General features: G+C 51.1%; 17 protein-coding genes. 16 read left to right on the top strand and 1 reads right to left on the bottom strand.

The genetic code is table 11. The features are described 5' to 3' along the window. Positions 1–84: 84 nt before the first annotated feature. The gene (locus ABD852_RS09245) at positions 85–2,049 is read right to left on the bottom strand and encodes a putative porin (protein WP_345028086.1); all 1,965 of its coding nucleotides are present in this window, start codon (positions 2,047–2,049) and stop codon (positions 85–87) included. A gap of 87 nt (positions 2,050–2,136) precedes the next feature. Here ABD852_RS09245 and hemL point away from each other — a divergent pair, with 87 nt between their 5' ends. The 16 genes from hemL (at position 2,137) to ABD852_RS09165 (ending at position 21,221) form a co-directional block, all read left to right on the top strand. Then, a complete protein-coding gene (gene hemL, locus ABD852_RS09240; RefSeq protein ID WP_345028084.1) occupies positions 2,137–3,429 on the top strand; it encodes a glutamate-1-semialdehyde 2,1-aminomutase in 1,293 nt (430 codons plus the stop codon). Positions 3,430–3,433: 4 nt separating this feature from the next. Next, entirely contained in the window at positions 3,434–4,459 is a 1,026-nt protein-coding gene (locus tag ABD852_RS09235) for a glycosyltransferase family 2 protein (protein ID WP_345028080.1), read from the top strand. Between the two features lie 126 nt (positions 4,460–4,585). Further along, on the top strand, positions 4,586–5,176 hold the full coding sequence (locus tag ABD852_RS09230) for an adenylate kinase (RefSeq protein ID WP_345028077.1): 591 nt from the start codon (positions 4,586–4,588) through the stop codon (positions 5,174–5,176). A 19-nt stretch (positions 5,177–5,195) separates the two neighbouring features. Then, complete coding sequence (obgE, locus tag ABD852_RS09225) at positions 5,196–6,203, top strand: GTPase ObgE (protein ID WP_345028075.1); 1,008 nt, start codon at positions 5,196–5,198, stop codon at positions 6,201–6,203. A 128-nt stretch (positions 6,204–6,331) separates the two neighbouring features. Beyond that, entirely contained in the window at positions 6,332–9,502 is a 3,171-nt protein-coding gene (locus ABD852_RS09220; RefSeq protein WP_345028074.1) for a sialate O-acetylesterase, read from the top strand. A 111-nt stretch (positions 9,503–9,613) separates the two neighbouring features. Further along, positions 9,614–11,794, top strand: a complete 2,181-nt coding sequence (locus tag ABD852_RS09215) for a T9SS type A sorting domain-containing protein (protein WP_345028073.1) — start codon at positions 9,614–9,616, stop codon at positions 11,792–11,794. Between the two features lie 177 nt (positions 11,795–11,971). Continuing rightward, a complete protein-coding gene (locus ABD852_RS09210; RefSeq protein WP_345028072.1) occupies positions 11,972–12,346 on the top strand; it encodes an NADH-quinone oxidoreductase subunit A in 375 nt (124 codons plus the stop codon). Between the two features lie 46 nt (positions 12,347–12,392). Continuing rightward, entirely contained in the window at positions 12,393–12,935 is a 543-nt protein-coding gene (locus ABD852_RS09205; RefSeq protein ID WP_345028071.1) for an NADH-quinone oxidoreductase subunit B, read from the top strand. Between the two features lie 8 nt (positions 12,936–12,943). After that, complete coding sequence (locus ABD852_RS09200) at positions 12,944–13,444, top strand: NADH-quinone oxidoreductase subunit C (protein ID WP_345028070.1); 501 nt, start codon at positions 12,944–12,946, stop codon at positions 13,442–13,444. A 12-nt stretch (positions 13,445–13,456) separates the two neighbouring features. Beyond that, complete coding sequence (gene nuoD, locus ABD852_RS09195) at positions 13,457–14,686, top strand: NADH dehydrogenase (quinone) subunit D (protein ID WP_345028068.1); 1,230 nt, start codon at positions 13,457–13,459, stop codon at positions 14,684–14,686. A gap of 35 nt (positions 14,687–14,721) precedes the next feature. After that, positions 14,722–15,222: an NADH-quinone oxidoreductase subunit NuoE gene (gene nuoE, locus ABD852_RS09190; protein ID WP_345028064.1), complete on the top strand. Its 501-nt coding sequence runs from the start codon at positions 14,722–14,724 to the stop codon at positions 15,220–15,222. Between the two features lie 84 nt (positions 15,223–15,306). Further along, positions 15,307–16,641: an NADH-quinone oxidoreductase subunit NuoF gene (gene nuoF, locus ABD852_RS09185; RefSeq protein WP_345028063.1), complete on the top strand. Its 1,335-nt coding sequence runs from the start codon at positions 15,307–15,309 to the stop codon at positions 16,639–16,641. Between the two features lie 37 nt (positions 16,642–16,678). Next, complete coding sequence (locus ABD852_RS09180; protein ID WP_345028062.1) at positions 16,679–17,788, top strand: NADH-quinone oxidoreductase subunit G; 1,110 nt, start codon at positions 16,679–16,681, stop codon at positions 17,786–17,788. Between the two features lie 44 nt (positions 17,789–17,832). Then, a complete protein-coding gene (nuoH, locus tag ABD852_RS09175; protein WP_345028060.1) occupies positions 17,833–18,912 on the top strand; it encodes an NADH-quinone oxidoreductase subunit NuoH in 1,080 nt (359 codons plus the stop codon). Between the two features lie 21 nt (positions 18,913–18,933). Continuing rightward, positions 18,934–19,527, top strand: coding sequence for a NuoI/complex I 23 kDa subunit family protein (locus ABD852_RS09170; RefSeq protein ID WP_345028059.1), 594 nt, complete (start codon positions 18,934–18,936; stop codon positions 19,525–19,527). Between the two features lie 83 nt (positions 19,528–19,610). Next, a complete protein-coding gene (locus ABD852_RS09165) occupies positions 19,611–21,221 on the top strand; it encodes a tRNA (adenosine(37)-N6)-dimethylallyltransferase (protein WP_345028058.1) in 1,611 nt (536 codons plus the stop codon). Positions 21,222–21,496: the final 275 nt, after the last annotated feature.

The raw sequence follows: 21,496 nt of genomic DNA, 5'->3' as shown, positions 1-21,496 counted from the left end.
AATTACCAACTTCTGAATTCCAACTTCCGATTTCCGATTTCTGAATTCCGATTTCCGAATGCCGATTTCCCAATCCCGATTTCCTTAATCAAAAAGCGGCCATCTCACCCCGAAGCTAAAAGCGGGTTTGAGGCCCATATAGCCGGGTGTAACAAAATATCCCTCGCCGTTTGAACCCCAGCGGTGGTTCACATGCGAATATTTCAACAGCAGGAGAACGCGCTTGATTCTCAGGTTGGCAAAAACATCTGCCACCGGGTAGTTACCTACCTGAAGTTTGTTCTGAACGTGGAACTGCTGCGTCATGGGCATGTAGGCATCCGCATAGTATTTCGTGGTATAGTAGCCCGAGACACCAAGCTGAATATCCAGCGCCTTTGCATAGGTGAAGGCAAAGCTTACCTCGCCGCTGAGAAACAGCCTGGGTACGCGGAAAATCCGGTTGTCAAACCCTTCGTTATAGTAGGTAAAAGTGCGGAATCGCCACCTTTTCAGTTCCAATTCGGTTTCGGCCCCTATCCGCATGAGCGAAAAACTTCCATCATGCTGGGCGGGGAGCGCATTTTCGTCATAATATAAATAATTGACCAGCTGGTGCCACTGAAAATCGGGGGTAACGGAAAATCGTTTCAACCTGACCGGCAATGCTCCTGTGAAACTCACCGTCTTTGCCAGCCTGAAAGAGTTGTCCGGGTTATTCCAATAGAGGTAGCTGTTTTTATACATGCCCATGAGCAGATCCGGCGATGTAAGCGCGGTTTGGAAACCGAGCTTTGCCCAGGGAATATCCAACTGCCCTTTCAGTAGCAGGTCACGGGCCAGAACGTGCTCTATCTGAGACGTAATACGCCAGGTAGTGTCCTTCATCCGGTATTGCATCCACAGACCAAGGATCGGCTCAAAGCGGCTCATGCTGTATTTCTCGCTGTTTGAGTCCGGAATGTGTCGCTCCCCCTGCATCTTTTGTGCCCTGACCTGGAAATAAGCACGGTAATTGTACCCGGAAAGCGCGCCTTTTATCCCGAATTTGTTGTCGAGAATCGTATGGTTAATGGTCTGATCGGGAGGGATCTCGCGGTCGGAAATCAGGTTGTAAACACCATTTGCAAGGCCATCTGCGGGCTGGTTGTCGGTGTAGCGGTTCGCGCTGTTTTCCAGTTCCAGCTGATTAAACACCTGGAACCCGCTGACGAGACGGTACTGCTGGTAAACCCGGAGCGTATTGCGGCGGAACCAGGATTTAGCCGCCGGGCTCAGCCGCGCCGGCCCGGTATAGTCATCCCGGCCGATAACGTAATTCACCGAATCCTCCAATATTACACCACCCTGCTCCATTTGTGTATGGTTCATGGTCCGGATATGGGCCAGTAAGGCGTATTTCTTGTTTTTCGAAAAATAGCTGCCATGGAGAAGAACCGACCAGTCCCTGGCCAGTGACGCCGCCTTTCCACGGGGTTGGTAACTTCCGTACTGCCGCTGAGCGGATAACCGCTGAATCCGGATGCCGAAGTTGACCTGGGGATTCACATTTTGCGTAAAACCGAAACGCAGGATCTCCCGGTTAAGCCCGCCCTGAACATAGTACATGTCCGTATAGGGCGATTTGGTATCATAGTATTGTACGTCACCGGGTTTAAAGGCATAGGCGTCAAAAGCCCGGAAACCCAATTGGCGGCCTACGCTCATGCGCGGCGTAAAAAACATAGGCCGGCTGGCGGTACCAAGATTACCGAGGTCTACCAGACGGTTCCAGTCGCGGTCGACGAACGTCCAGCGGTGAAAATTGTTTAACGAAGTATCTACGTGATAGCGGGTAGAATCACGGTTATCAAGAATATCCTCCTCGAAAAAGTAGGACGTCGTCTTGGGGCCGTAAATATTCTTTGTGCTGTCGTCGATGACAGGAGCGCCTCCTCCCCCGCCGCCACCGCCTGTGGGCAATTGCATTCTGCCGGGTAAGCGCTGTGCAACCAAAGGCGTTCCGAAAACGATCAATCCTACCAGGAGAAGTATGCAGTAACTATATTTGCGGATTGTCGGCCAATTCATTTCCCACCAATTAGGTGGGCAAATATAAAGAAGAATGCCCTAATCTAAACGAAGTACATTTTTTGCAAGACAATTCCATTGATTGAAATGAGAGAAAACAGCCAGCAACTTTTCGATAAAGCACAGCAATTTATTCCGGGCGGCGTCAATTCACCGGTCCGTGCTTTCAAAGCCGTGGGTGGAACGCCGGTCTTTATGAAATCGGCAAAGGGCCCCTATCTTTTCGACGAAGACGGCAACCGCTATATCGAATTAATTAATTCCTGGGGGCCGATGGTGTTGGGACATGCGCATGAAATTATCGAAAAAGCCGTTTCTGATGCACTCCAACGCTCTTTTTCTTTCGGGGCGCCAACCCGTAAAGAAGTGGAGATCGCCGAACTGATCGTCTTGATGGTACCTTCAGTCGAAAAAATACGGATGGTCAACTCGGGTACGGAAGCAACGATGTCGGCCATTCGCCTGGCCCGCGGATATACCGGCAGGGACAAAATGATCAAGTTCGAAGGCTGTTACCACGGGCATGGCGACAGCTTTCTGATCGCCGCCGGCAGCGGGGCCGTAACCTTCGGTACTCCCGACAGCCCCGGTGTGCCAAAAGGTGTTGCGAACGATACCCTTACCGCCCGATACAACGACCTGGAGCATGTAAAAGAACTAATTGAAGCCAATCCCAACCAGGTTGCCGCAATAATTCTCGAACCGGTTGCCGGCAATATGGGCTGTGTTGTACCTGATCCCGCGTTTCTGAAAGGGCTCCGTGAATTAAGTACGCGCAACGGTATTCTGCTCATTTTTGACGAAGTGATGACCGGGTTCAGGTTATCGCGGGGCGGCGCACAGGAGCGCTTCGGCGTGATGCCCGACCTGACTACTCTCGGCAAGATCATTGGGGGCGGGATGCCGGTAGGCGCATATGGCGGAAGGAAAGAGATTATGGACTATGTATCACCGGCGGGCCCGGTTTACCAGGCCGGCACGCTTTCGGGGAACCCCATCGCGATGGCGGCCGGATACGCCATGCTCGACTACCTCAATACCCACCCGGAGACCTATCAAACCCTGGAAGACATAGGACAAAAACTGGCGACCGGCATAAAAAACAGCTTACAGAAAACGGGACTGTCCTACACCCTCAACCACATCGGATCTATGCTCACGCTGTTCTTTACGGACAAGGCCGTGTTCGATTTCGAAAGTGCGAAAACTTCCGATACGGCCCTTTTTGGAAGGTATTTCCACGAAATGCTGAACCAGGGTGTATACCTGGCTCCTTCGCAGTACGAAAGCCTGTTCTTTTCTACCGCATTAACCGATGCGCACATTGCCCTGATCCTGGAGGCGAATGAAAATGCGCTGAAAAAAATCAGCCGGCAATAAGCGTATGAGTCTCTCATCGTCCCGTCGCTTTTCTGTCATTATCCCGGTCTATAACCGCCCGGAGGAGCTTGCCGAGCTCCTGGAATGCCTTGCAGCGCAAACACTCCCACCGTTTGAGGTAGTGGTCGTGGATGACGGCTCGGCAATTTCTTCCCGAGGGGTAGCCGAATCTTTCGGCCGCCGCCTGAACATTTCCTATTTTGAAAAGGAAAATGAAGGCCAGGGATATACCCGGAACTACGCGATGAAAAGGGCGAAGGGAGATTTTTTTATCATCCTGGACTCCGATGCACTGCTGGAGCCTGACTACCTGAGCATAGTAGATGAATATCTGAACAAAAACCGGGTCGACTTCTACGGCGGGCCGGACACCGATCACCCCAATTTCACCCCGATACAAAAAGCCATCAGCTACTCCATGACTTCGGTTTTCACTACCGGCGGAATACGTGGCCGGAAAAACAACCTGGGTGGAGCGTTTCACCCGAGAAGCTTCAATATGGGGATATCCCGCGAGGTTTGGGAAAGGACCGGCGGTTTTAAGGTGACGAGAATGGGAGAAGACATTATTTTCAGTATCTCGGCCATCCGGATGGGTTTCAAAAGCGCGCTGATCCCGGAAGCTTTCATTTACCACAAACGCCGTACCCGGTTCAGCCAGTTTTTCCGGCAGCTTAAATTTTTCGGCCGGGCCAGGATCAATATTGCCCGGTTCTATCCCGAAGAGCTAAAGGCCGTCCACTTTTTCCCGGCGTTGTTCCTGGTCGGCCTGCTTTCCATTCCTCTGGCGCTGTTGCTACCGGTTCCGGCACTGAAAATCATTCCGGCACTTTACCTGCTGTATTTTATCCTGTTGTTTGCCGACGCCTGGCGGACCACAAAAAAACTTGATGTCGCGGCACTCTCGGTCGTGGCGGCCACGCTACAGCTTTCTGCCTACGGAATTGGATTTATTGGTGAGGGATGGCGCAGAATACTTGAACCAGGAGCACAAAAAAACACCGGCGCTGCGGTTGAATACCCTTCCTGACAAACAATCATTCCAACCATTAGGCAATTTTATACCTCTAAATAGTACATTTGCATTTTGGCATAGGTAAAATTCCTAAACCATTCAGACAGTATTCAATATAAACCAGCTCATTAACGTTTAAAAATGATCAATTTAGTACTTTTTGGCCCTCCGGGGGCGGGTAAAGGTACCCAAAGCGCCAACATCATCGAAAAATACAAGTTGGTCCACCTTTCAACAGGCGATCTTCTCCGATCTGAAATTGCGGCGGGAACTGCGCTCGGATTAAAGGCTAAAAGCCTGATGGACCAGGGGATACTGGTACCGGATGAAGTTGTAATTGGCATGATTGAAAATAAGTTAACGGCAAACCAAGGTGCAAACGGATTTATTTTTGATGGTTTTCCACGTACCGTTAACCAGGCATCGGCACTTGATGCGTTGCTTCAGCAACACCAGGAGAAAATCAGTATGATGATTGCCCTCCAGGTTCCCGACGACGTTTTGTTGGAGCGTTTGCTGGAAAGAGGAAAATCTTCGGGCAGGCCGGACGACCAGAACGAAGCGCTTATCGCCAAACGAATCGAAGAGTATAATGCAAAAACAGCTCCTGTAGCGAAGTTCTACCAGGATCAGGACAAATATTTTGGCATCAACGGCGTTGGAGCTATAGAGGAAATATTTGACAAAATCTGCGACATCCTGGACCGGGAGTCAAAGACAGCAAACCAATAGTGAACAGTAAACAGGTAAAATGGCTTCGTCAAACTTTATAGACTACGTCAAAATCAACGTTAAGTCAGGCCCTGGCGGAGCCGGTTCCACACATTTCCGCAGAGAAAAATTCGTCGACAAAGGTGGTCCCGATGGCGGCGACGGAGGACGTGGTGGTCATATTATTGTCAGAGGAAATCCCCAGCTTTGGACGCTCCTGCATTTGAAGTACACCAAGCACATCAAGGCAGACGGCGGAAACAAAGGCGAAGGTGGACGACGCTCCGGCGCCCAGGGGAAGGACGTATATGTCGAAGTTCCCCTCGGCACCGTAGTAAAAGATGCCGAAACCGGTGAGCAATTGCTCGAAATTACCGAACCCGGCGAAGAAATTATTTTGCTTTCCGGAGGCCGTGGCGGATTGGGCAACAGCCATTTTAAAAGTTCAACCAACCAGACTCCGCAGCATTCCCAACCCGGCGAACCGGGAGCTGAACAATGGGTAGTGCTTGAATTGAAGCTGCTCGCGGATGTCGGGCTGGTCGGCTTTCCCAATGCCGGGAAATCGACTTTGCTGCGCTCGGTCTCCGCCGCAAAGCCCGAAGTAGCCGATTACCCGTTTACCACACTCGTACCCAACCTGGGTGTGGTACGATACAAGGGATATCAGTCCTTTGTGATGGCCGATATCCCGGGAATTATTGAGGGAGCAGCGCAAGGCAAAGGCCTCGGCTTACGCTTCCTCCGCCATATCGAACGCAATTCTTTACTCCTTTTCATGGTCCCGGCGGATACCGAAGAGGTTGAAGACAGCTACCAAACCCTTTTAAACGAACTGAAGGAGTACAATCCTGAATTACTAGACACACCTAGGTTATTTGTAGTATCCAAAGCAGATTTAATTTCAGCTGAAGACCGGGAGAAGCTGGCCGCAAAACTTCCGGAAACGTTGAAACCCCTTTTTATTTCTTCAATGACCAACGAGGGAATAGAAAGGCTAAAAGACGAAATTTGGGCCAAGCTTAACGCCCCTTCGACCGCAAAGTAACATTACTTTGAAACTTTACAGGTCTTTTGTGCGTATGTATATCTTTGCCAGCGGTTGAGCAATCGTTCTGCCCCCCAGGCCGAATCCGTCTTCCGGAATTCAGCTTAGATTGAAACACTCTATGAGCCATGAAATACAGCCACTGTTTACTCACTGCGTTGCTGGTCAGTTTTACACTGCACCTCGCATTTGGGCAACTTACAGTCACGTACCCAATTGAAAACTCGGTTTTTCAAAGAGATTTAAATAACCAGGCCACTGTCTATGTTGCCGGTTACTTTTCGCAGGCGCTTGACGCGGTGGAAGTAAAATTCACCCCCATCCGGCAGGGCTGGGGGCAGGAAAGTAATTGGATGCCACTCCAGGGAGGTCTTCAGAAAGGACACTTCTCGGGCAATATCGGCTGGTCAGGCGGATGGTACCGGCTCGACCTCCGGGGGAAATCAGGCGGCAACGTAGTCGGATCGGCGGTTGTGAACAAGGTCGGCGTCGGCGAAGTTTTCCTGATTGCCGGGCAATCCAACGGGCAGGGCCGCGTAGGATACGGCGCGCAGCCGGCCAGCGACGAAAGGGTTATTCACGCGGACTATGACGGCACGTCCGGGCCTAACCAGCCTTTTCCCTACCCCAGTTTCAGCACACTCCAGGCCGATGACGTGATTTCCCCGCGGGGCAAATCGTCCTGGTTCTGGGGCAAGCTAGGCGATGCGCTCAGCAGCCGGCTGAATGTACCGATCCTTTTCTATAACGTAGCCTGGGACGGTAGTGCGGTGCGTGCCTGGAAAGAAAGCATCAACGGGATCGGCTGGTCGGTCTACGATCCGAGTCTGTCGTTTGAACCGGCGGGCATGCCGTACGGCAACCTCCGGCAGGTGATGTTGAATTATGTTGCTATTACCGGCATAAGGGCAATTTTATGGGTGCACGGAGAGGCCGACAATGACGTCCGGACCAGTCAGGGAAGCTATTATGCCGACCTGGAAGCTCTTATCAACCAAACCCGGAACGAGTTTAACCGGAATATCTCGTGGGTAATTGCCAGGGAATCCTATACCGGCGGCGCCGGCATCGGTACGGCGATAGTCAATGCGCAGAACCAGATTATCCAGAACGTGGGCAATATTTTTCCCGGCCCTGAATTGGACAAAGTCCAGGTTCCGCGCCCGGACGGCTATCACTTTTCCGACGGCGGGCTGCTCACTGCAGCCTCGGAATGGAACAACTACCTGAGCGCGGATTTCTTCTCAAGATCGGTACCCTATCTGTCCAAAGCGCCGATCTCCGTTTTCACGACCTGCGAGCACAATTCGATTACCATCCACACGGAAGGCGCTTACCGCGATTTCAAATGGAATACCGGCAGTAATAATTCATCGCTTAATGCCGGCGAGGGCGTTTACCAGGTCAGCGCGTATGACGCCGAGGGCAATTACAGGTTCTCACCGAAGGTAAGAATCCCGCCCGCCTCGGAACTATCCATAGAGCAACCCACAGTAACGTCGGTCGGGAAAGCAGAGGTTTGCCTGGGCGGCTCACTGACCCTTGTCTCTTCAAGTGACCGGAACCCGGTTTGGAGCACCGGACAGACCGGCAAACAGGTACAGATATCGGCCCCCGGGAATTACCAGGTTTCGATTGAAAATATGTACGGATGCCGCACAACATCGGCGGACTTTACTGTGGAAAAATCTGCCAAAACGCTTCCGGCTCCCCCGGTTGTAACTGCTGACCGGGCTACGGAAATCTGCGCAGGCGAAGAAATTACACTCAGTTCAAATACCGGCAACAATACATTCTGGTCCAACGGTGTCAACAACCAGTCGGCTACCAAAGTCGGCAGCAATGGGCAGTTTTTCGCCCGTACCCGCGACAGTGAGGGCTGTTTTTCCGAAAACTCGAACAGCATTGCAGTAAAGGTCAATGCGCTTCCTGCTAAACCGACTATTTCGACCGATCGGACGCCGGAATTTTGTGATGGTGAAGAAGTAACGCTAAAATCCTCTTACGAACAGGGCAATACCTGGTCTGACAACAGTACCGGCCAGCAGGTTGTAATCAAAAAGAGTGGTGAGTACAAGGTTTCGGTTACCGATGCCAAAGGCTGCAAAAATACCTCCGACGCGCTGCGGGTCACCGTTAACGCGCTCCCGGCCACACCCACCATTACGTCGCTTCGCCCCACCACGTTCTGCCAGGGCGATTATTCGACCTTAAGCGCTACCGCCGAGGACGTCTATATCTGGAATACTGGCTCCAACAACAGGCAAATTAATGTCAATCAAAACGGGGACTACTGGGTGCAGACCAAGAATGAGAAAGGATGTTTTTCAAAAAACTCGAATATTATTTCCATCACTGTCAACCCGTTGCCAGAAAAACCTGCGATTAATACTGTAGGAAATGCCACTTTCTGCGCCAATTCACAGGTAGTACTGGAAGCGCCGGATTCGAAAAGCTACCTGTGGAACAATGGCAACTCGGCCAGGAGCCTCACGATTACAACGGCAGGAAGCTTCTATGTGCAGACCATTAATGAATTCGGCTGCTATTCTCCGCAATCCGATGCTGTTCAAACGCGGATCCTGCCCATTCCCTCTCCACCAACCATCACGGCAGGCGGTCCTACCGAGATTTGCGATTATGGAAACGTGGAGCTTCGGGCAGGGGGCACGGCACCGGTAATCTGGAGTACAAGCGCCACCACAGCTAATGTAAAAGTAAACCAAAGCGGCAATTACACCGCCAGGACCGTAGCTGAAAACGGCTGTTTTTCGAACCCTTCGAATATGATAAAAGTAACGGCCCAGGTGACGCCGCCGACGCCCGTCATCGAGAAAATCGGCGTCTATTCCGTTCTTGTGCAGAACAACCTGCCCGGATCATCCTTCAATTGGCAAATCGACAGTCAACCTGTCCCCGAAACGACCGACGGCAGCATCAGGATCAGCAAAACCGGCCAGTACCGGGCCCAGTCTTTTATCAGATATTCCGATCAGCTGACCTGCCTGTCTGCATACTCCGAAGCCATTCAATTCGTTTTTGTTCCGGGTGCGCCACAGGTGAATGTTTTTCCGAATCCGAACCGGGGCCGCACGGTAAAAGTGGAAACATCGCAGGAAATTTCCCGGGCGGTTGTAACCATTGTTTCGATGCAGGGCATCGAGATGGCCCGCTACCAATTTGACAAAATACTGGTACCGATCGAGCTCACGCTGCCGCCCGGATTATCAGGCATTTATATTATCCGTATCCAGGCGCCCGATTTTAAGGCTTCGGAAAAATTAATAGTAGCGAACTAACCACTTTGAACCACCATTTTTCCGTCCTATCACCCGGTTGAACAGAATATTCTGTAAATTTGCCACGCTAAATTCCCGAGTCCCGGAGTTATCGGTTTTATAAAAAACACCATGTCAAAATATACTGACGATCCGATTGATCAATTTCAATCTCCCACGACCTCTTCCTCCCTTTTTAATAAGCTTGTTGTGCTGGCATTGGTTGCCTTTTTACCCTCATTCGCAAATGCCGCGATCCGGATTGATTATCCTTCCGAACGGGCTGTTTATCAAAGGGATGTAACGGGTTACAGCACCATTATAGTGGCCGGTACCTATTCCAGCCCGGTTGACAAAATTGAAGTGAGAGCCGTGCCGGTCTACCCCGGCCAGGGAATTGGTACAGAATGGGCTCCCCTGCCGAATGTCCCTAGCGGGGGCGTTTTCTCCGGCGAACTCAAGCTGATCGGCGGCTGGTATACTGTGCAGGTTCGCGGAATGCTGGGAGGAGTGGAAGTTGAACAGGCGGCTGTGAACCGCATGGGAGTAGGCGAAGTATTCATTATTGCAGGACAATCAAACGCGCAGGGACTACGGAGCCTTCCTTACGGTCCACCTGCAAAAGATGAACGCGTCAACTACATCAACAACAATCAGAATACACAAAATTCGCTCGCAGACCCCAATCCGCCAACATTCGCCCATCTCAACACCTCCGACGCCTTTTTGTCTCCTATGGGCCAGGGGTCCTGGTGCTGGGGCACTTTGGGTGACAAGCTGGTGGAGCAGCTCAATGTACCTGTACTCTTTATCAATGCCTCCTGGGAGGGAACGTCGATAAAAAACTGGGCACAAAGCTCCAGGAATGAACCCACCTTTAATGCATACGGCGGCTTTCAGTACCCGCCTTCCATGCCATATGGCAACCTCTCGATTTCGGTCAGGCATTACGCCAACACCCTCGGGGTAAGAAGCATCCTTTGGATGCAGGGCGAAACGGACACCTACCCGCTTCACACTTCCCGTTCCGAATATGCCACCCACCTGCAGTTTCTTTTAAACAAGCTGGCCTCTGACGTGGGTAAGAGAATTATCTGGACGATCGCCCGGACTTCCCGAACGTCTCCCGACTACACACCCGGCAGCAGTTTCACCAGTCAAAGCGTCATAGATGCCCAGAATGATGTTCTCGGAACGGCTTTTAACGGAGTAACCAGGGGGCCGGAAACCGACCAATTGGGAAACCCACGGGCCGACGGCGTCCATTTCTCGAGTCGCGAGTCAATGATCACCCTCGCCCACGCGTGGTTTTCGGTAATGGATATAAATTATTTCCAGAACATAACACCGCTCACCCCTGCCCGTATCCCGGCGATCACTGCCAAATGTGCGGCAAACAATACGTCGGCCACACTCGAGCTTCCGGAAGGATATACGTCCTATAAATGGTCGAACGGCGCCACCTCACGTAACATCACGATTACGTCGGGAGGGACTTATTTTGCCACGCTGAAAAATGCACAGGGTATGACGGTAACCACCAGCCCTGTTCGTGTCGAATCAGTGAAGCCGGCGACCCCGTCAATCCTGCCGACCGACAACGCGACAGCCTGCGCCGCGACGGGCTTTCAATTTTCCACCAACGGTACCAACGACTACACCTGGATGCTCGGAACGGAAGAAGTGGGAAAAGGAAGCAAGTTCAAGGCCGAAAAATCAGGTTCTTATACTGTAAAGGCAAAGAACCCTATAGGCTGTGTATCAGACATATCCGAAACCCGGAAGCTTACGATTCTGCCTGAAGTCGCCAAACCGGTGATCGGTTACGCCGGCCCTTTCAGCATTATTGCGAATATGGAGGGTGACCCTGTAAAAGCAACCTATAAGTGGACGAAAGACGCAAAGCCTTTGGCATCGGCCACCCAGAATATTTACAAAGTATCCGCACAGGAAACAGGTGAAAGCGCGGTTTACACAGTTCAGGCGCTGGCACAATTCAGTACCGGCGGCTCAAAAACACTGACCTGCCCTTCCGAAGTTTCCGAACCGTTCACCTATGTCATGAAGGCCGAGGAAGATATCGTTCTCTTCCCCAACCCGGCTACCGGCCAGTTGATCTATATTGAAAGCAGGGAACCCGTAAAGAATGTAACAATAACGGTTTTCGATATGCTTGGCAAAAATGTAGGACAAAAGACCTTCGCAGAACTCAAACGCCGCGAGCCCGTCCGGTTTCCGCTCTCTGCCGGGATGTACATTATCAAAGTTACAACCGAACAGCAGGAGCTGATCAAGCGGATTGTCATGAAATAAAAAAGTAGTTCCCCAAATAGCCTTTCGTTTCAAACGAAAGGCTATTTTATGCTTGTTCTAAATAAAGAATGCCGTTTGGTAGATTCTGCGGGAGCCAGTAATTTTGACTTTATTGTAATTTTGCCTGTAAACCAGCGCTGCATATCGTTTCCCATTACCTGTACAAAGTAAGGAATTATGAACAATACCTATTTACCAATGGATTATTTACCGATCGTGGTACAATTTCTATTGGCGGTTGCTTTTGTGGGTGGCACATTGGTGGTGACCCACCTGATCGGCCCGAGCAGGAAAGGGCAAGTTAAGGACGATCCGTTTGAATGCGGTGTTGAAAGTCTGGGGGATGCGAGGACGCCTATTTCGGTCAAGTACTTCCTGGTCGCCATTCTTTTTGTACTCTTCGATGTAGAGGTTATCTTTATGTACCCGTGGGCCGTAAATTTCCGCGAAATAGGAGCGACGGGCCTTTCGGCAATGGCTATTTTCCTCGGGATTCTCCTTTTCGGGCTCTACTACGAGTTCAAAAAGGGCGTATTGAAATGGGAGGACTAGACCTCCCTCATTATTTAAAGTTGATTTTAAAACCAGTAAATATTGCATGAAACCGGTAAAAATGGTTGAAGCACCGGCAGGGCATAGTGGAGCCGGGTTCTTTGCGACTTCTTTCGATCAGGTTATCGGGCTTGCTCGCAGCTACTCGCTATGGCCGCTTCCATTCGCTACCTCATGTTGCGGAATTGAATTCATGGCAACCATGGGAGCGCACTACGACATTTCAAGGTTTGGTTCCGAACGCCCGAGCTTTTCACCCCGGCAGGCCGACCTGCTCCTCGTGATGGGGACAATCGCAAAAAAAATGGGCCCCGTCCTGAAGCAGGTGTACATCCAGATGGCCGAACCCCGTTGGGTAGTGGCAGTCGGCGCCTGTGCCTCCAGCGGCGGAATTTTCGACACTTACAGCGTACTTCAGGGAATTGACCGGATCATCCCCGTAGACGTGTATGTCCCCGGATGCCCGCCACGGCCCGAACAAATACTCGAAGGGCTTATGCAAGTCCAGCACCTGGCTCAAAACGAGTCCCTTCGAAGAAGAAACGATGAACAGTACCAGGAGCTCATGGCTTCCTATAACATCCAATAATCCGCCAAATGCTAACGAACCAGGAAGTAGCGGAGCATATCGCTGAAAAATTTGAAGACCGGGTTTCTGATTTTGAGCAGCCCTTCGGATTGCTCACCTTTACTACTACCCGCGAAAATATCATCCCGCTGCTTGGCTATCTGAAAGATCACGCGAACTACCAGGTGAACTTTCTGACGGACATCACCGGCATTCACTACCCCGACGCACCAGGCAGGGAGTTCGCAGTCGTTTATCATCTTCATAGCCTGGTAAACAACTTCAGGATCAGGGTAAAGGTTTTCCTCTCCAAAGACGACATCCATATTCCGACAGCCACCGTCTTATTCGAATCCGCCAACTGGATGGAACGTGAAACTTTCGACTTCTTTGGCATTCTCTTCGACGGTCATCCTAAAATGGAGCGTATCCTCAACATCGAAGAGATGGATTACCACCCGATGCGGAAAGAATACCCGCTCGAAGACGCGACCCGTAGTGACAAAATTGATGCCTTGTTTGGCCGATAAAGAAATTGCAAAATGAGTGAAATAGATCTTGTTTCAGAGCAGAATCAGGTTTCCAGACTCAATCAGCCAGAGCTGGTCGAGGAGCTTACTACGCTCAACCTCGGTCCTACCCACCCCGCCACGCACGGAATCTTCCAGAATATCCTGCAGATGGACGGGGAAAAAATTATTTCCGGCGAACAAACCATTGGCTATATTCACCGCGCATTTGAGAAAATAGCGGAGAGAAGACCGTTTTACCAGATTACCACCCTGACCGACCGGATGAACTACTGTTCGTCGCCAATCAACAATTTTGGCTGGCACATGACCGTAGAAAAACTGTTGGGAATTGAGGTACCGAAACGGGCGCAATACATCAGGGTCATTATGATGGAGCTGGCCCGAATTGCGGACCACCTCATCTGTAACGGTATCTTAGGGGTTGACAGCGGCGCGTTCTCCGGCTTCCTCTACCTGATGGAAAAACGCGAGGAAATTTACGAGGTATACGAGGAAATGTGCGGCGCCCGGCTTACCACCAATATGGGACGCTTCGGTGGAATGGAAAGAGATCTTTCCTCTACTGCCATCGAAAAAATAAGGGCACTCCTCAAATCCATTCCGCCTGTACTGAAAGAATTCGAAAACCTCTTTAACCGGAACCGGATCTTTATGGACCGTACCATCAACGTTGGTCCGATCTCCGCCGAAAGAGCACTTTCTTACGGGTTTACAGGTCCCAACCTGCGCGCTGCGGGTGTTGACTACGACGTACGGGTGATGAATCCGTACTCTTCTTATGAAGACTTTGAATTTGATATACCCGTCGGTCAAAGCGGTGACACGTACGACCGGTTTATGGTACGCGGCGAAGAAATGTGGCAAAGCCTCAGGATTATTGAGCAAGCCCTCAATAACCTGCCTGAGGGCCCTTATTACGCAGACGCGCCAGAATTCTACCTGCCGCCCAAGCAGGATGTCTACACCAAAATGGAAGCCCTTATCTATCACTTTAAGATCGTGATGGGCGAAATAGACGCCCCCGTAGGAGAAGTCTATCACTCGGTAGAAGGCGGTAACGGCGAATTGGGTTTTTACCTGATCAGTGACGGTGGGCGCGCTCCTTACCGCCTGCATTTCCGCCGGCCAAGTTTTATTTATTACCAGGCCTTCCCGGAAATGTGTAAAGGTGTTACCATTTCCGATGCAATCATGATCATGAGTAGCCTCAATGTGATCGCCGGTGAACTGGACGCATAAGCGAATATTTTAAAAAGATTCACAGCCAAGCAAATATGGCAACCCAAGCAACAGATATTGAATTCTCGCCTGAGAACCTGGAGAAAGCCCGGGAAATCATCGCCAGGTATCCCGAAGGAAAACAAAAATCGGCGCTGATCCCGCTTTTGCACGTGGTACAGAAGCAATGGGGATGGGTGAGCCCGGAAGCGATGGACTACATTGCGACCATGCTTTCCATTCAGCCCATTGAAGTCTATGAAGTAGCTACGTTCTATACCATGTTCCATCTTGAACCCGTGGGCAAACATGTGATAGAATATTGCCGCACCGGCCCTTGCTGCCTGATGGGCGGTGAAAAAGTATACGATCACCTGAAGCAGAGGCTCGGCATTGAAACCGGCCAGACAACTGCTGACGGCCGGTTCACGCTTAAGGAAGTAGAGTGCCTGGCGGCATGCGGCTGGGGGCCCGTTTTCCAGATCCGGGAAAAATATTACATGAACCTGACCAACGAAAAAGTCGATCAGATTATCGACGAATTGTCGGGTCAATAAACCCTGCATTGCGGAACGTTTGCAACGTGCTGCGCCGGGAGACATCCATGTACAATTGAATCAAGAATTTTTAACAAGGAAGCCTTGAAAATATTAACCCAACATATCAACGAGCCGGGGATAGAAACCTTCGATGTTTACCGCAAACTGGGCGGCTATACCGCCGTTGAAAAGGCTATCAAAACCATGACACCCGATGAAGTAGTCGAGGAGGTCAAAAAATCGGGCGTCCGGGGACGGGGCGGCGCCGGGTTCCCGATGGGGATGAAATGGAGTTTCCTCGCCAAACCGGAGGGAGTACCCAGGTACCTGGTCTGCAATGCCGACGAATCGGAGCCGGGGACTTTCAAGGACCATTACCTGATGAAATCAATCCCGCATCTGCTAATCGAGGGGATGATCGTTTCCAGCTTTGCGCTGGGCGCCAATAAGTCATTTATTTATGTGCGCGGAGAGCTGCTCTATGTAATTGCCATTCTCGAAAAAGCGATTGCCGAAGCAAAAGCCAACGGGTTTCTCGGTAAGAACATCCTCGGATCGGGTTACGATCTCGAGCTGGTGGTACAGGCCGGCGGCGGCGCCTATATCTGCGGCGAGGAAACCGCATTGCTGGAATCGCTCGAAGGCAAACGCGGAAATCCGCGAAACAAGCCTCCGTTCCCCGCAGTAAAAGGGCTGTACCAATGCCCTACCGTCGTAAACAACGTAGAATCTATCGCCAATACCCCCTGGATCATTAACAACGGCGGTGATGCCTATGCCGCCATCGGGGTGGGACGCAGCACAGGGACCAAGCTGATTTCGGCATCCGGTCATATCCGGAAGCCCGGTGTATATGAAATCGTGCTGGGCGTTCCTGTAGAAGAATTTATTTACTCCGACGAATATTGCGGCGGTATCCGCGACGGGCACTACCTGAAAGCACTGGTTGCCGGCGGATCGTCGGTGCCCATTCTTCCGGCACACCTCATTACCAAAACTGCCAACAATGAACCCAGGCTGATGTCCTACGAATCACTGTCGGATGGCGGATTCCCAACCGGGACCATGCTGGGTTCCGGCGGCTTTATCGTATTCGATGAAACAGCCTGTATCGTTAAAAATACGCTTAATTTCGCTCATTTCTACCGGCACGAATCGTGCGGGCAATGCAGCCCCTGCCGCGAAGGGACGGGCTGGATGGAGAAAATTCTCCACCGCATCGAACACGGCACCGGCACGCAGTCTGACATTGATCTCCTGGTAGACGTATCGAAAAAAATAGAAGGCAACACAATCTGTCCGCTCGGAGACGCCGCAGCCTGGCCTGTAGCGAGCGCAATCAGGCATTTCAGGCACGAATTCGAGTGGCATATCACCCACCCGGTGGAGGCTACCAGGCCCGGTGCTGTGTACCCGACAGAAGCAGTTTTGAACTAAAAAAGGGGAATTCCCCCTAAGAAGAGCATATAGACAAATGGAAGCGATTCAAACGCCCTTGCTGAAGGTCACTATTGATGGGATCGAAATCAGTGTTCCCCCGGGAACTACCATCATGAACGCCGCAAGGAAGATTGCGGAGGCGGACGCGCAGCACGCCGATAAGGTACCTCCTGCCATGTGTTACTACGAACCTTTGAAGAGCAGCGGCGGAAAATGCCGGGCCTGCCTGGTAAAGGTAGCAGCCGGTTCGGAAAAAGATCCCAGGCCTATGCCGAAACTGGTCCCATCCTGCATCACCCAGGTTCAGGATGGTATGGTGGTAGAAAATACAACCAACCCGGCCGTTCTCGAAACCCGGAAAGGGATCGTCGAATTCCTCCTGCTCAACCACCCGCTGGACTGCCCGATATGCGACCAGGCCGGGGAATGTCACCTCCAGGATTTTGCGTTTGAGCACGGTGTCGTAGATACCAGGACCCAGGAAGAGCGACGGACTTTTGAAAAGCATGATCTGGGCCCGTACATCCAGCTGCATATGAACCGGTGTATCCTGTGCTACCGCTGTGTGTTTACCGCCGACCAGATTACCAACCAGCGTGTACATGGTGTACTGAACCGCGGTGACCATGCCGAAATCAGCACTTACATTGAAAAGGCTATTTCCAATGATTTTTCGGGAAATGTGATAGACGTCTGCCCGGTAGGTGCACTGACTGACAAGACCTTCCGTTTTAAAAACCGGGTCTGGTTTTCGAAACCCGTCGACGCACACCGGAATTGCGAAAAATGCAGCGGCCATGTTACACTCTGGTACCGCGGCGACGAAGTAATCAGGGTTACCGGCAGAAAGAATATCTGGGGAGAACTGAAGGAGTTCATTTGCAACACCTGTCGTTTCGAGAAAAAAGAAACCAAAGACTGGGTCATCGAAGGCCCGACGCAGGTACAGCGCAGCTCGGTTATTTCAGCAAACAAATATGGCAAAAACCTGATCGCTAAACCCGACTTTGCATTGAAGCTCGCCAAAGGCCAGTATAAAAAAATAGATGACTCCAGGCCGTACATTACGGAAGAGGACACCATCCGACAGTTGAGCATCGAAAACAATAAACTGGCCAACGAAAGGTCAACCGCTCAGGACTAATACCAATAATTGCCTAAACATTAGATTTTTCAGGCGTACAAGAAATGGAACTTACCGAACTTATTATCAAATCTGTTGTCATCCTGGTTGTGTTTGGCCTGACCCTCGTCATTGCCATGTATTCAACCTGGGCTGAACGAAAAGTGGCCGCCTTTATCCAGGACAGGCCGGGGCCGAACCGCGCCGGCTGGGGCGGTTTGTTACAGCCGATGGCAGATGCCGGAAAAATGTTCTTTAAAGAAGACTTTATTCCCAGGCAGGCCAACAAGTGGCTCTTTATTGCAGGTCCGGGCCTTGCCATGATCACCGCGCTGATGACCAGTGCGGTTATTCCGTTTGGGAACACCTTTATTTATGACGGAAAAGCTATCGCCATGCAGGGGGTGGAAACCAACATCGGTGTGCTTTATGTGTTCGGCATTGTAGCACTCGGCGTTTACGGAATCATGATCGGCGGATGGGCATCGAACAACAAATTTTCCTTGTTGGGCGCTATCCGCGCGGCTTCCCAGAACATCAGCTACGAAGTGGCTATGGGACTTTCCATTATCGCCATCCTCATGATGTCCGGTTCGCTTTCCCTGCAGGAAATTGTCGCACAACAGCACGGTGGTAACTGGAACATTTTTTATCAGCCGCTCGGTTTTATCATCTTCCTCGTATGTGCTTTTGCAGAATGCAACCGTACACCGTTTGACCTCCCCGAGTGCGAAACCGAGCTCGTAGGCGGGTATCACACCGAGTACGGCAGTATGAAGCTTGGTTTCTACCTTTTCGCGGAATACATCAACATTTTTGTATCTTCGGCTTTCATGTCCACGCTTTATTTCGGAGGGTATAATTACCCGGGAATGGATTGGGTGTATACGCAGCTCACGGGTGCATTCGGCGCTACTACCGGGCACAACCTGGCTTCACTGATCGGTACCGCCGTTTTGTTCCTCAAGGCGCTGTCCTTTATCTTCTTCTTTATGTGGGTGCGTTGGACACTGCCCCGTTTCCGTTACGACCAGTTGATGGACCTGGGCTGGAAAAAGCTGATTCCCCTGGCGCTGGTAAACATCCTGATCACCGGTGCCGGCATACTGCTGCTGAAGCCCTGGCTGACAGCTTTGCTCCAATAAACAACTTTTTGTATCGAAACCATGCAGTTGACCAATAGATCAAAACAGGTAAGCAACAAAACCATGACTTTCAGTGAGAGCCTGTTCCTGCCGGCTATCGCGAAAGGGCTTGCCATCACGCTCAAGCATTTTTTTAGCAAAAAGGTAACCATCCAATACCCGGAAGTAAAGCGTTACCTGGGTCCTGTTTTTCGCGGACGCCACATCCTGAAAAGAGATGAGCAGGGCCGCGAACGCTGTACGGCATGCGGACTTTGTGCCGTTGCCTGTCCGGCGGAGGCCATTTCAATGGTTGCAGAAGAACGTATCAAAGGCGAAGAGCATTTGTACCGGGAGGAAAAATATGCCGCGGTTTATGAAATCAATATGCTCCGCTGTATTTTCTGCGGCTTGTGCGAAGAGGCATGCCCGAAGCAGGCCATCTACCTGCGCCACGACGAATTTGTGCCGGTTTTTACCGAGCGTGACCAGGTAATCTGGGGAAAGGACCTCCTCGTGGAAGACATGAACAACCGCTACAAACGCGAAGCCTGGACCAAGGAAGAAGCACTGCAACTCGACCAGCTGAGAGCCGCAGGCAAGGTAACCTCAGTAGAGACCAGGGCCATTCCCTGATGTTATAACAACAGCTTTAATACCAATACCCCGGGAATGCCTATGTCAGCAAGTAGCTTCCCGGGGCTTTTTTTGTCTGATGTATGGCAATAAAACAGCCTGAAACCGAAAGCCTGTTTATACGCGATTTCAAAGAGTGGCTGTCCGGCACCGGTCGTCTGTTTACATCGGAAACAGCCGCAGGCTACCCCGTTTTTACCATTTCCGGTGATCCGGGTATCCGAGTTTGCTGCATTGCGCTTACCGCCTGGAACGGCAGACATCCGCTGCCGGCGCATAACAATCCCCCCGGTTCTCACCCGCCGCTGGTACTCTGGGAAGATATATGGTTCAGGAAAAATGCATTGGTAAAATCGACGCTCCTTGCCCGGCTCGGAGAATCGCACCGGATACCCGCCCGAATTACGCAGGTGGAAAAAATTGACAAGCCTGCAGCTGATGATTTCTTAAATACGCACCACCTGAACGGCGCCTGCGCAGCCCGATACCGCTTCGGGCTTTTTGTCCCCAAAAAACACTTCAGATTTCTTCCTCCCCAGCTGTCAGCACCCGGTTCTGACCGTATCCTGGTGGCAGTAGCTGCATTCGCCGCTCCGAAAACCTTCACAAAGGGAGAGCGCCCCTATAAATCCGGGGAATTGATCCGGATAGCCGGCCTCAGGGGAACGACCGTGGTAGGAGGGCTCAGTAAATTGATCGGTCAGTTTGTCAAGGCTTATCCCATTGACGACATAATGACCTACGTAGACCGCGAATGGTCTTCAGGAGAAGGATTTTCGAAAATTGGATTCAGCCTTGTTGCCGAATCACCGCCCATCAATTTTGTTATAGACCAACGAAATTATGCGCGCTACGCTCTTCACAGGTTAGATAACAAAATTCTCCTGGAAGGCAGGGAAAACCTGGTTCATATAGCCAACGCCGGCAACCTGAAATTGGTCAGGAAGTTTGACCGGCCCGAAACGCCCGCTCCCGTGAAGCCCCGCCTCACCGGCTCCCCACCCTATGATATAATTTTTGTTGTAGGTCCCACAGCTTCCGGAAAGACCAGCCTGGCTGTAAGGCTGGCATACGAGTTGGGTGGGGAAATTATCAGCCTTGATTCGCGCCAGGTGTACCGGCGTATGGACCTCGGAACGGGTAAGGACCTGAGTGAGTATCGGATTAACGGTAGCGATATCCCCTATCACCTGATCGATCTGCTGGAACCAGGCGCTCCGTATTCGGTATATGAATTTCAGAAAGATTTCGCGCACGCATATGATCTCTTGAGAAAAAAAAATAAGATCGCGATCGCCTGTGGCGGGAGCGGCCTGTACATAGAATCGGCGCTCAATCACCTTCGCGGGCTTCCGGGCGACGAGGCTCCCTCGGTCCTCGTAATAGGCCTCAACCCGTCCGTCGCTCTTCGACGTCATAAAATAGAAAAAAGGCTAACTCAAAGGATAGAACAAGGTCTGATCCAAGAAGTGCAGCACCTCCTCGACGAAGGCCTCCCCGCTGAAAGCCTGATTCGCTACGGCCTGGAATATAAGTACGTCACCGAATTTCTTATTGAAAGGATTACCTACACCGAAATGCGGGAAAAGCTGGAGGTAGAAATTATTCGCTTTTCGAAAAGGCAGGTAACTTTTTTAAAAAAAATTGAAAGGGCCGGCTACCGGATCCAATGGTTGCCCCCCGTCTTACAGTGAAAGCAACCAGCTGATACACAATTTTTTACCGAAGCAAAACGGGAAGTATCCCTTCCAAAAGCGGGACCGGCTTACCCGGGAAATCCTCTTTTCTAACGTAAATCGTAATAAAATTGATGTATCAACACCTATTTATTGCATTTTTTTATATAAATTCGCAGCATAGTGTGTGTATAGTTTTAAACATCCGCTTGGGGCATCCTAGGCGGGTGTTTTATTTTCAGACCGTTCCCGGCCCGTCAACATCCTACTACACACATTGTGGATTCTATTCA

This window comes from Ravibacter arvi, from assembly GCF_039540405.1.
GTDB lineage: Bacteria > Bacteroidota > Bacteroidia > Cytophagales > Spirosomataceae > Ravibacter > Ravibacter arvi.
Note: the sequence above shows the minus strand (reverse complement) of the source record. Positions and strands in the feature narration are given on the sequence as shown.

What these genes read in the sequence shown, in the direction of transcription:
- ABD852_RS09245 (WP_345028086.1), bottom strand. Translation starts at nt 2,049, where the DNA reads ATGAATTGGCCGACAATCCGCAAATATAGTTACTGCATACTTCTCCTG.
- hemL (WP_345028084.1), top strand. Translation starts at nt 2,137, where the DNA reads ATGAGAGAAAACAGCCAGCAACTTTTCGATAAAGCACAGCAATTTATT.
- ABD852_RS09235 (WP_345028080.1), top strand. Translation starts at nt 3,434, where the DNA reads ATGAGTCTCTCATCGTCCCGTCGCTTTTCTGTCATTATCCCGGTCTAT.
- ABD852_RS09230 (WP_345028077.1), top strand. Translation starts at nt 4,586, where the DNA reads ATGATCAATTTAGTACTTTTTGGCCCTCCGGGGGCGGGTAAAGGTACC.
- obgE (WP_345028075.1), top strand. Translation starts at nt 5,196, where the DNA reads ATGGCTTCGTCAAACTTTATAGACTACGTCAAAATCAACGTTAAGTCA.
- ABD852_RS09220 (WP_345028074.1), top strand. Translation starts at nt 6,332, where the DNA reads ATGAAATACAGCCACTGTTTACTCACTGCGTTGCTGGTCAGTTTTACA.
- ABD852_RS09215 (WP_345028073.1), top strand. Translation starts at nt 9,614, where the DNA reads ATGTCAAAATATACTGACGATCCGATTGATCAATTTCAATCTCCCACG.
- ABD852_RS09210 (WP_345028072.1), top strand. Translation starts at nt 11,972, where the DNA reads ATGAACAATACCTATTTACCAATGGATTATTTACCGATCGTGGTACAA.
- ABD852_RS09205 (WP_345028071.1), top strand. Translation starts at nt 12,393, where the DNA reads ATGAAACCGGTAAAAATGGTTGAAGCACCGGCAGGGCATAGTGGAGCC.
- ABD852_RS09200 (WP_345028070.1), top strand. Translation starts at nt 12,944, where the DNA reads ATGCTAACGAACCAGGAAGTAGCGGAGCATATCGCTGAAAAATTTGAA.
- nuoD (WP_345028068.1), top strand. Translation starts at nt 13,457, where the DNA reads ATGAGTGAAATAGATCTTGTTTCAGAGCAGAATCAGGTTTCCAGACTC.
- nuoE (WP_345028064.1), top strand. Translation starts at nt 14,722, where the DNA reads ATGGCAACCCAAGCAACAGATATTGAATTCTCGCCTGAGAACCTGGAG.
- ABD852_RS09180 (WP_345028062.1), top strand. Translation starts at nt 16,679, where the DNA reads ATGGAAGCGATTCAAACGCCCTTGCTGAAGGTCACTATTGATGGGATC.
- nuoH (WP_345028060.1), top strand. Translation starts at nt 17,833, where the DNA reads ATGGAACTTACCGAACTTATTATCAAATCTGTTGTCATCCTGGTTGTG.
- ABD852_RS09170 (WP_345028059.1), top strand. Translation starts at nt 18,934, where the DNA reads ATGCAGTTGACCAATAGATCAAAACAGGTAAGCAACAAAACCATGACT.
- ABD852_RS09165 (WP_345028058.1), top strand. Translation starts at nt 19,611, where the DNA reads ATGGCAATAAAACAGCCTGAAACCGAAAGCCTGTTTATACGCGATTTC.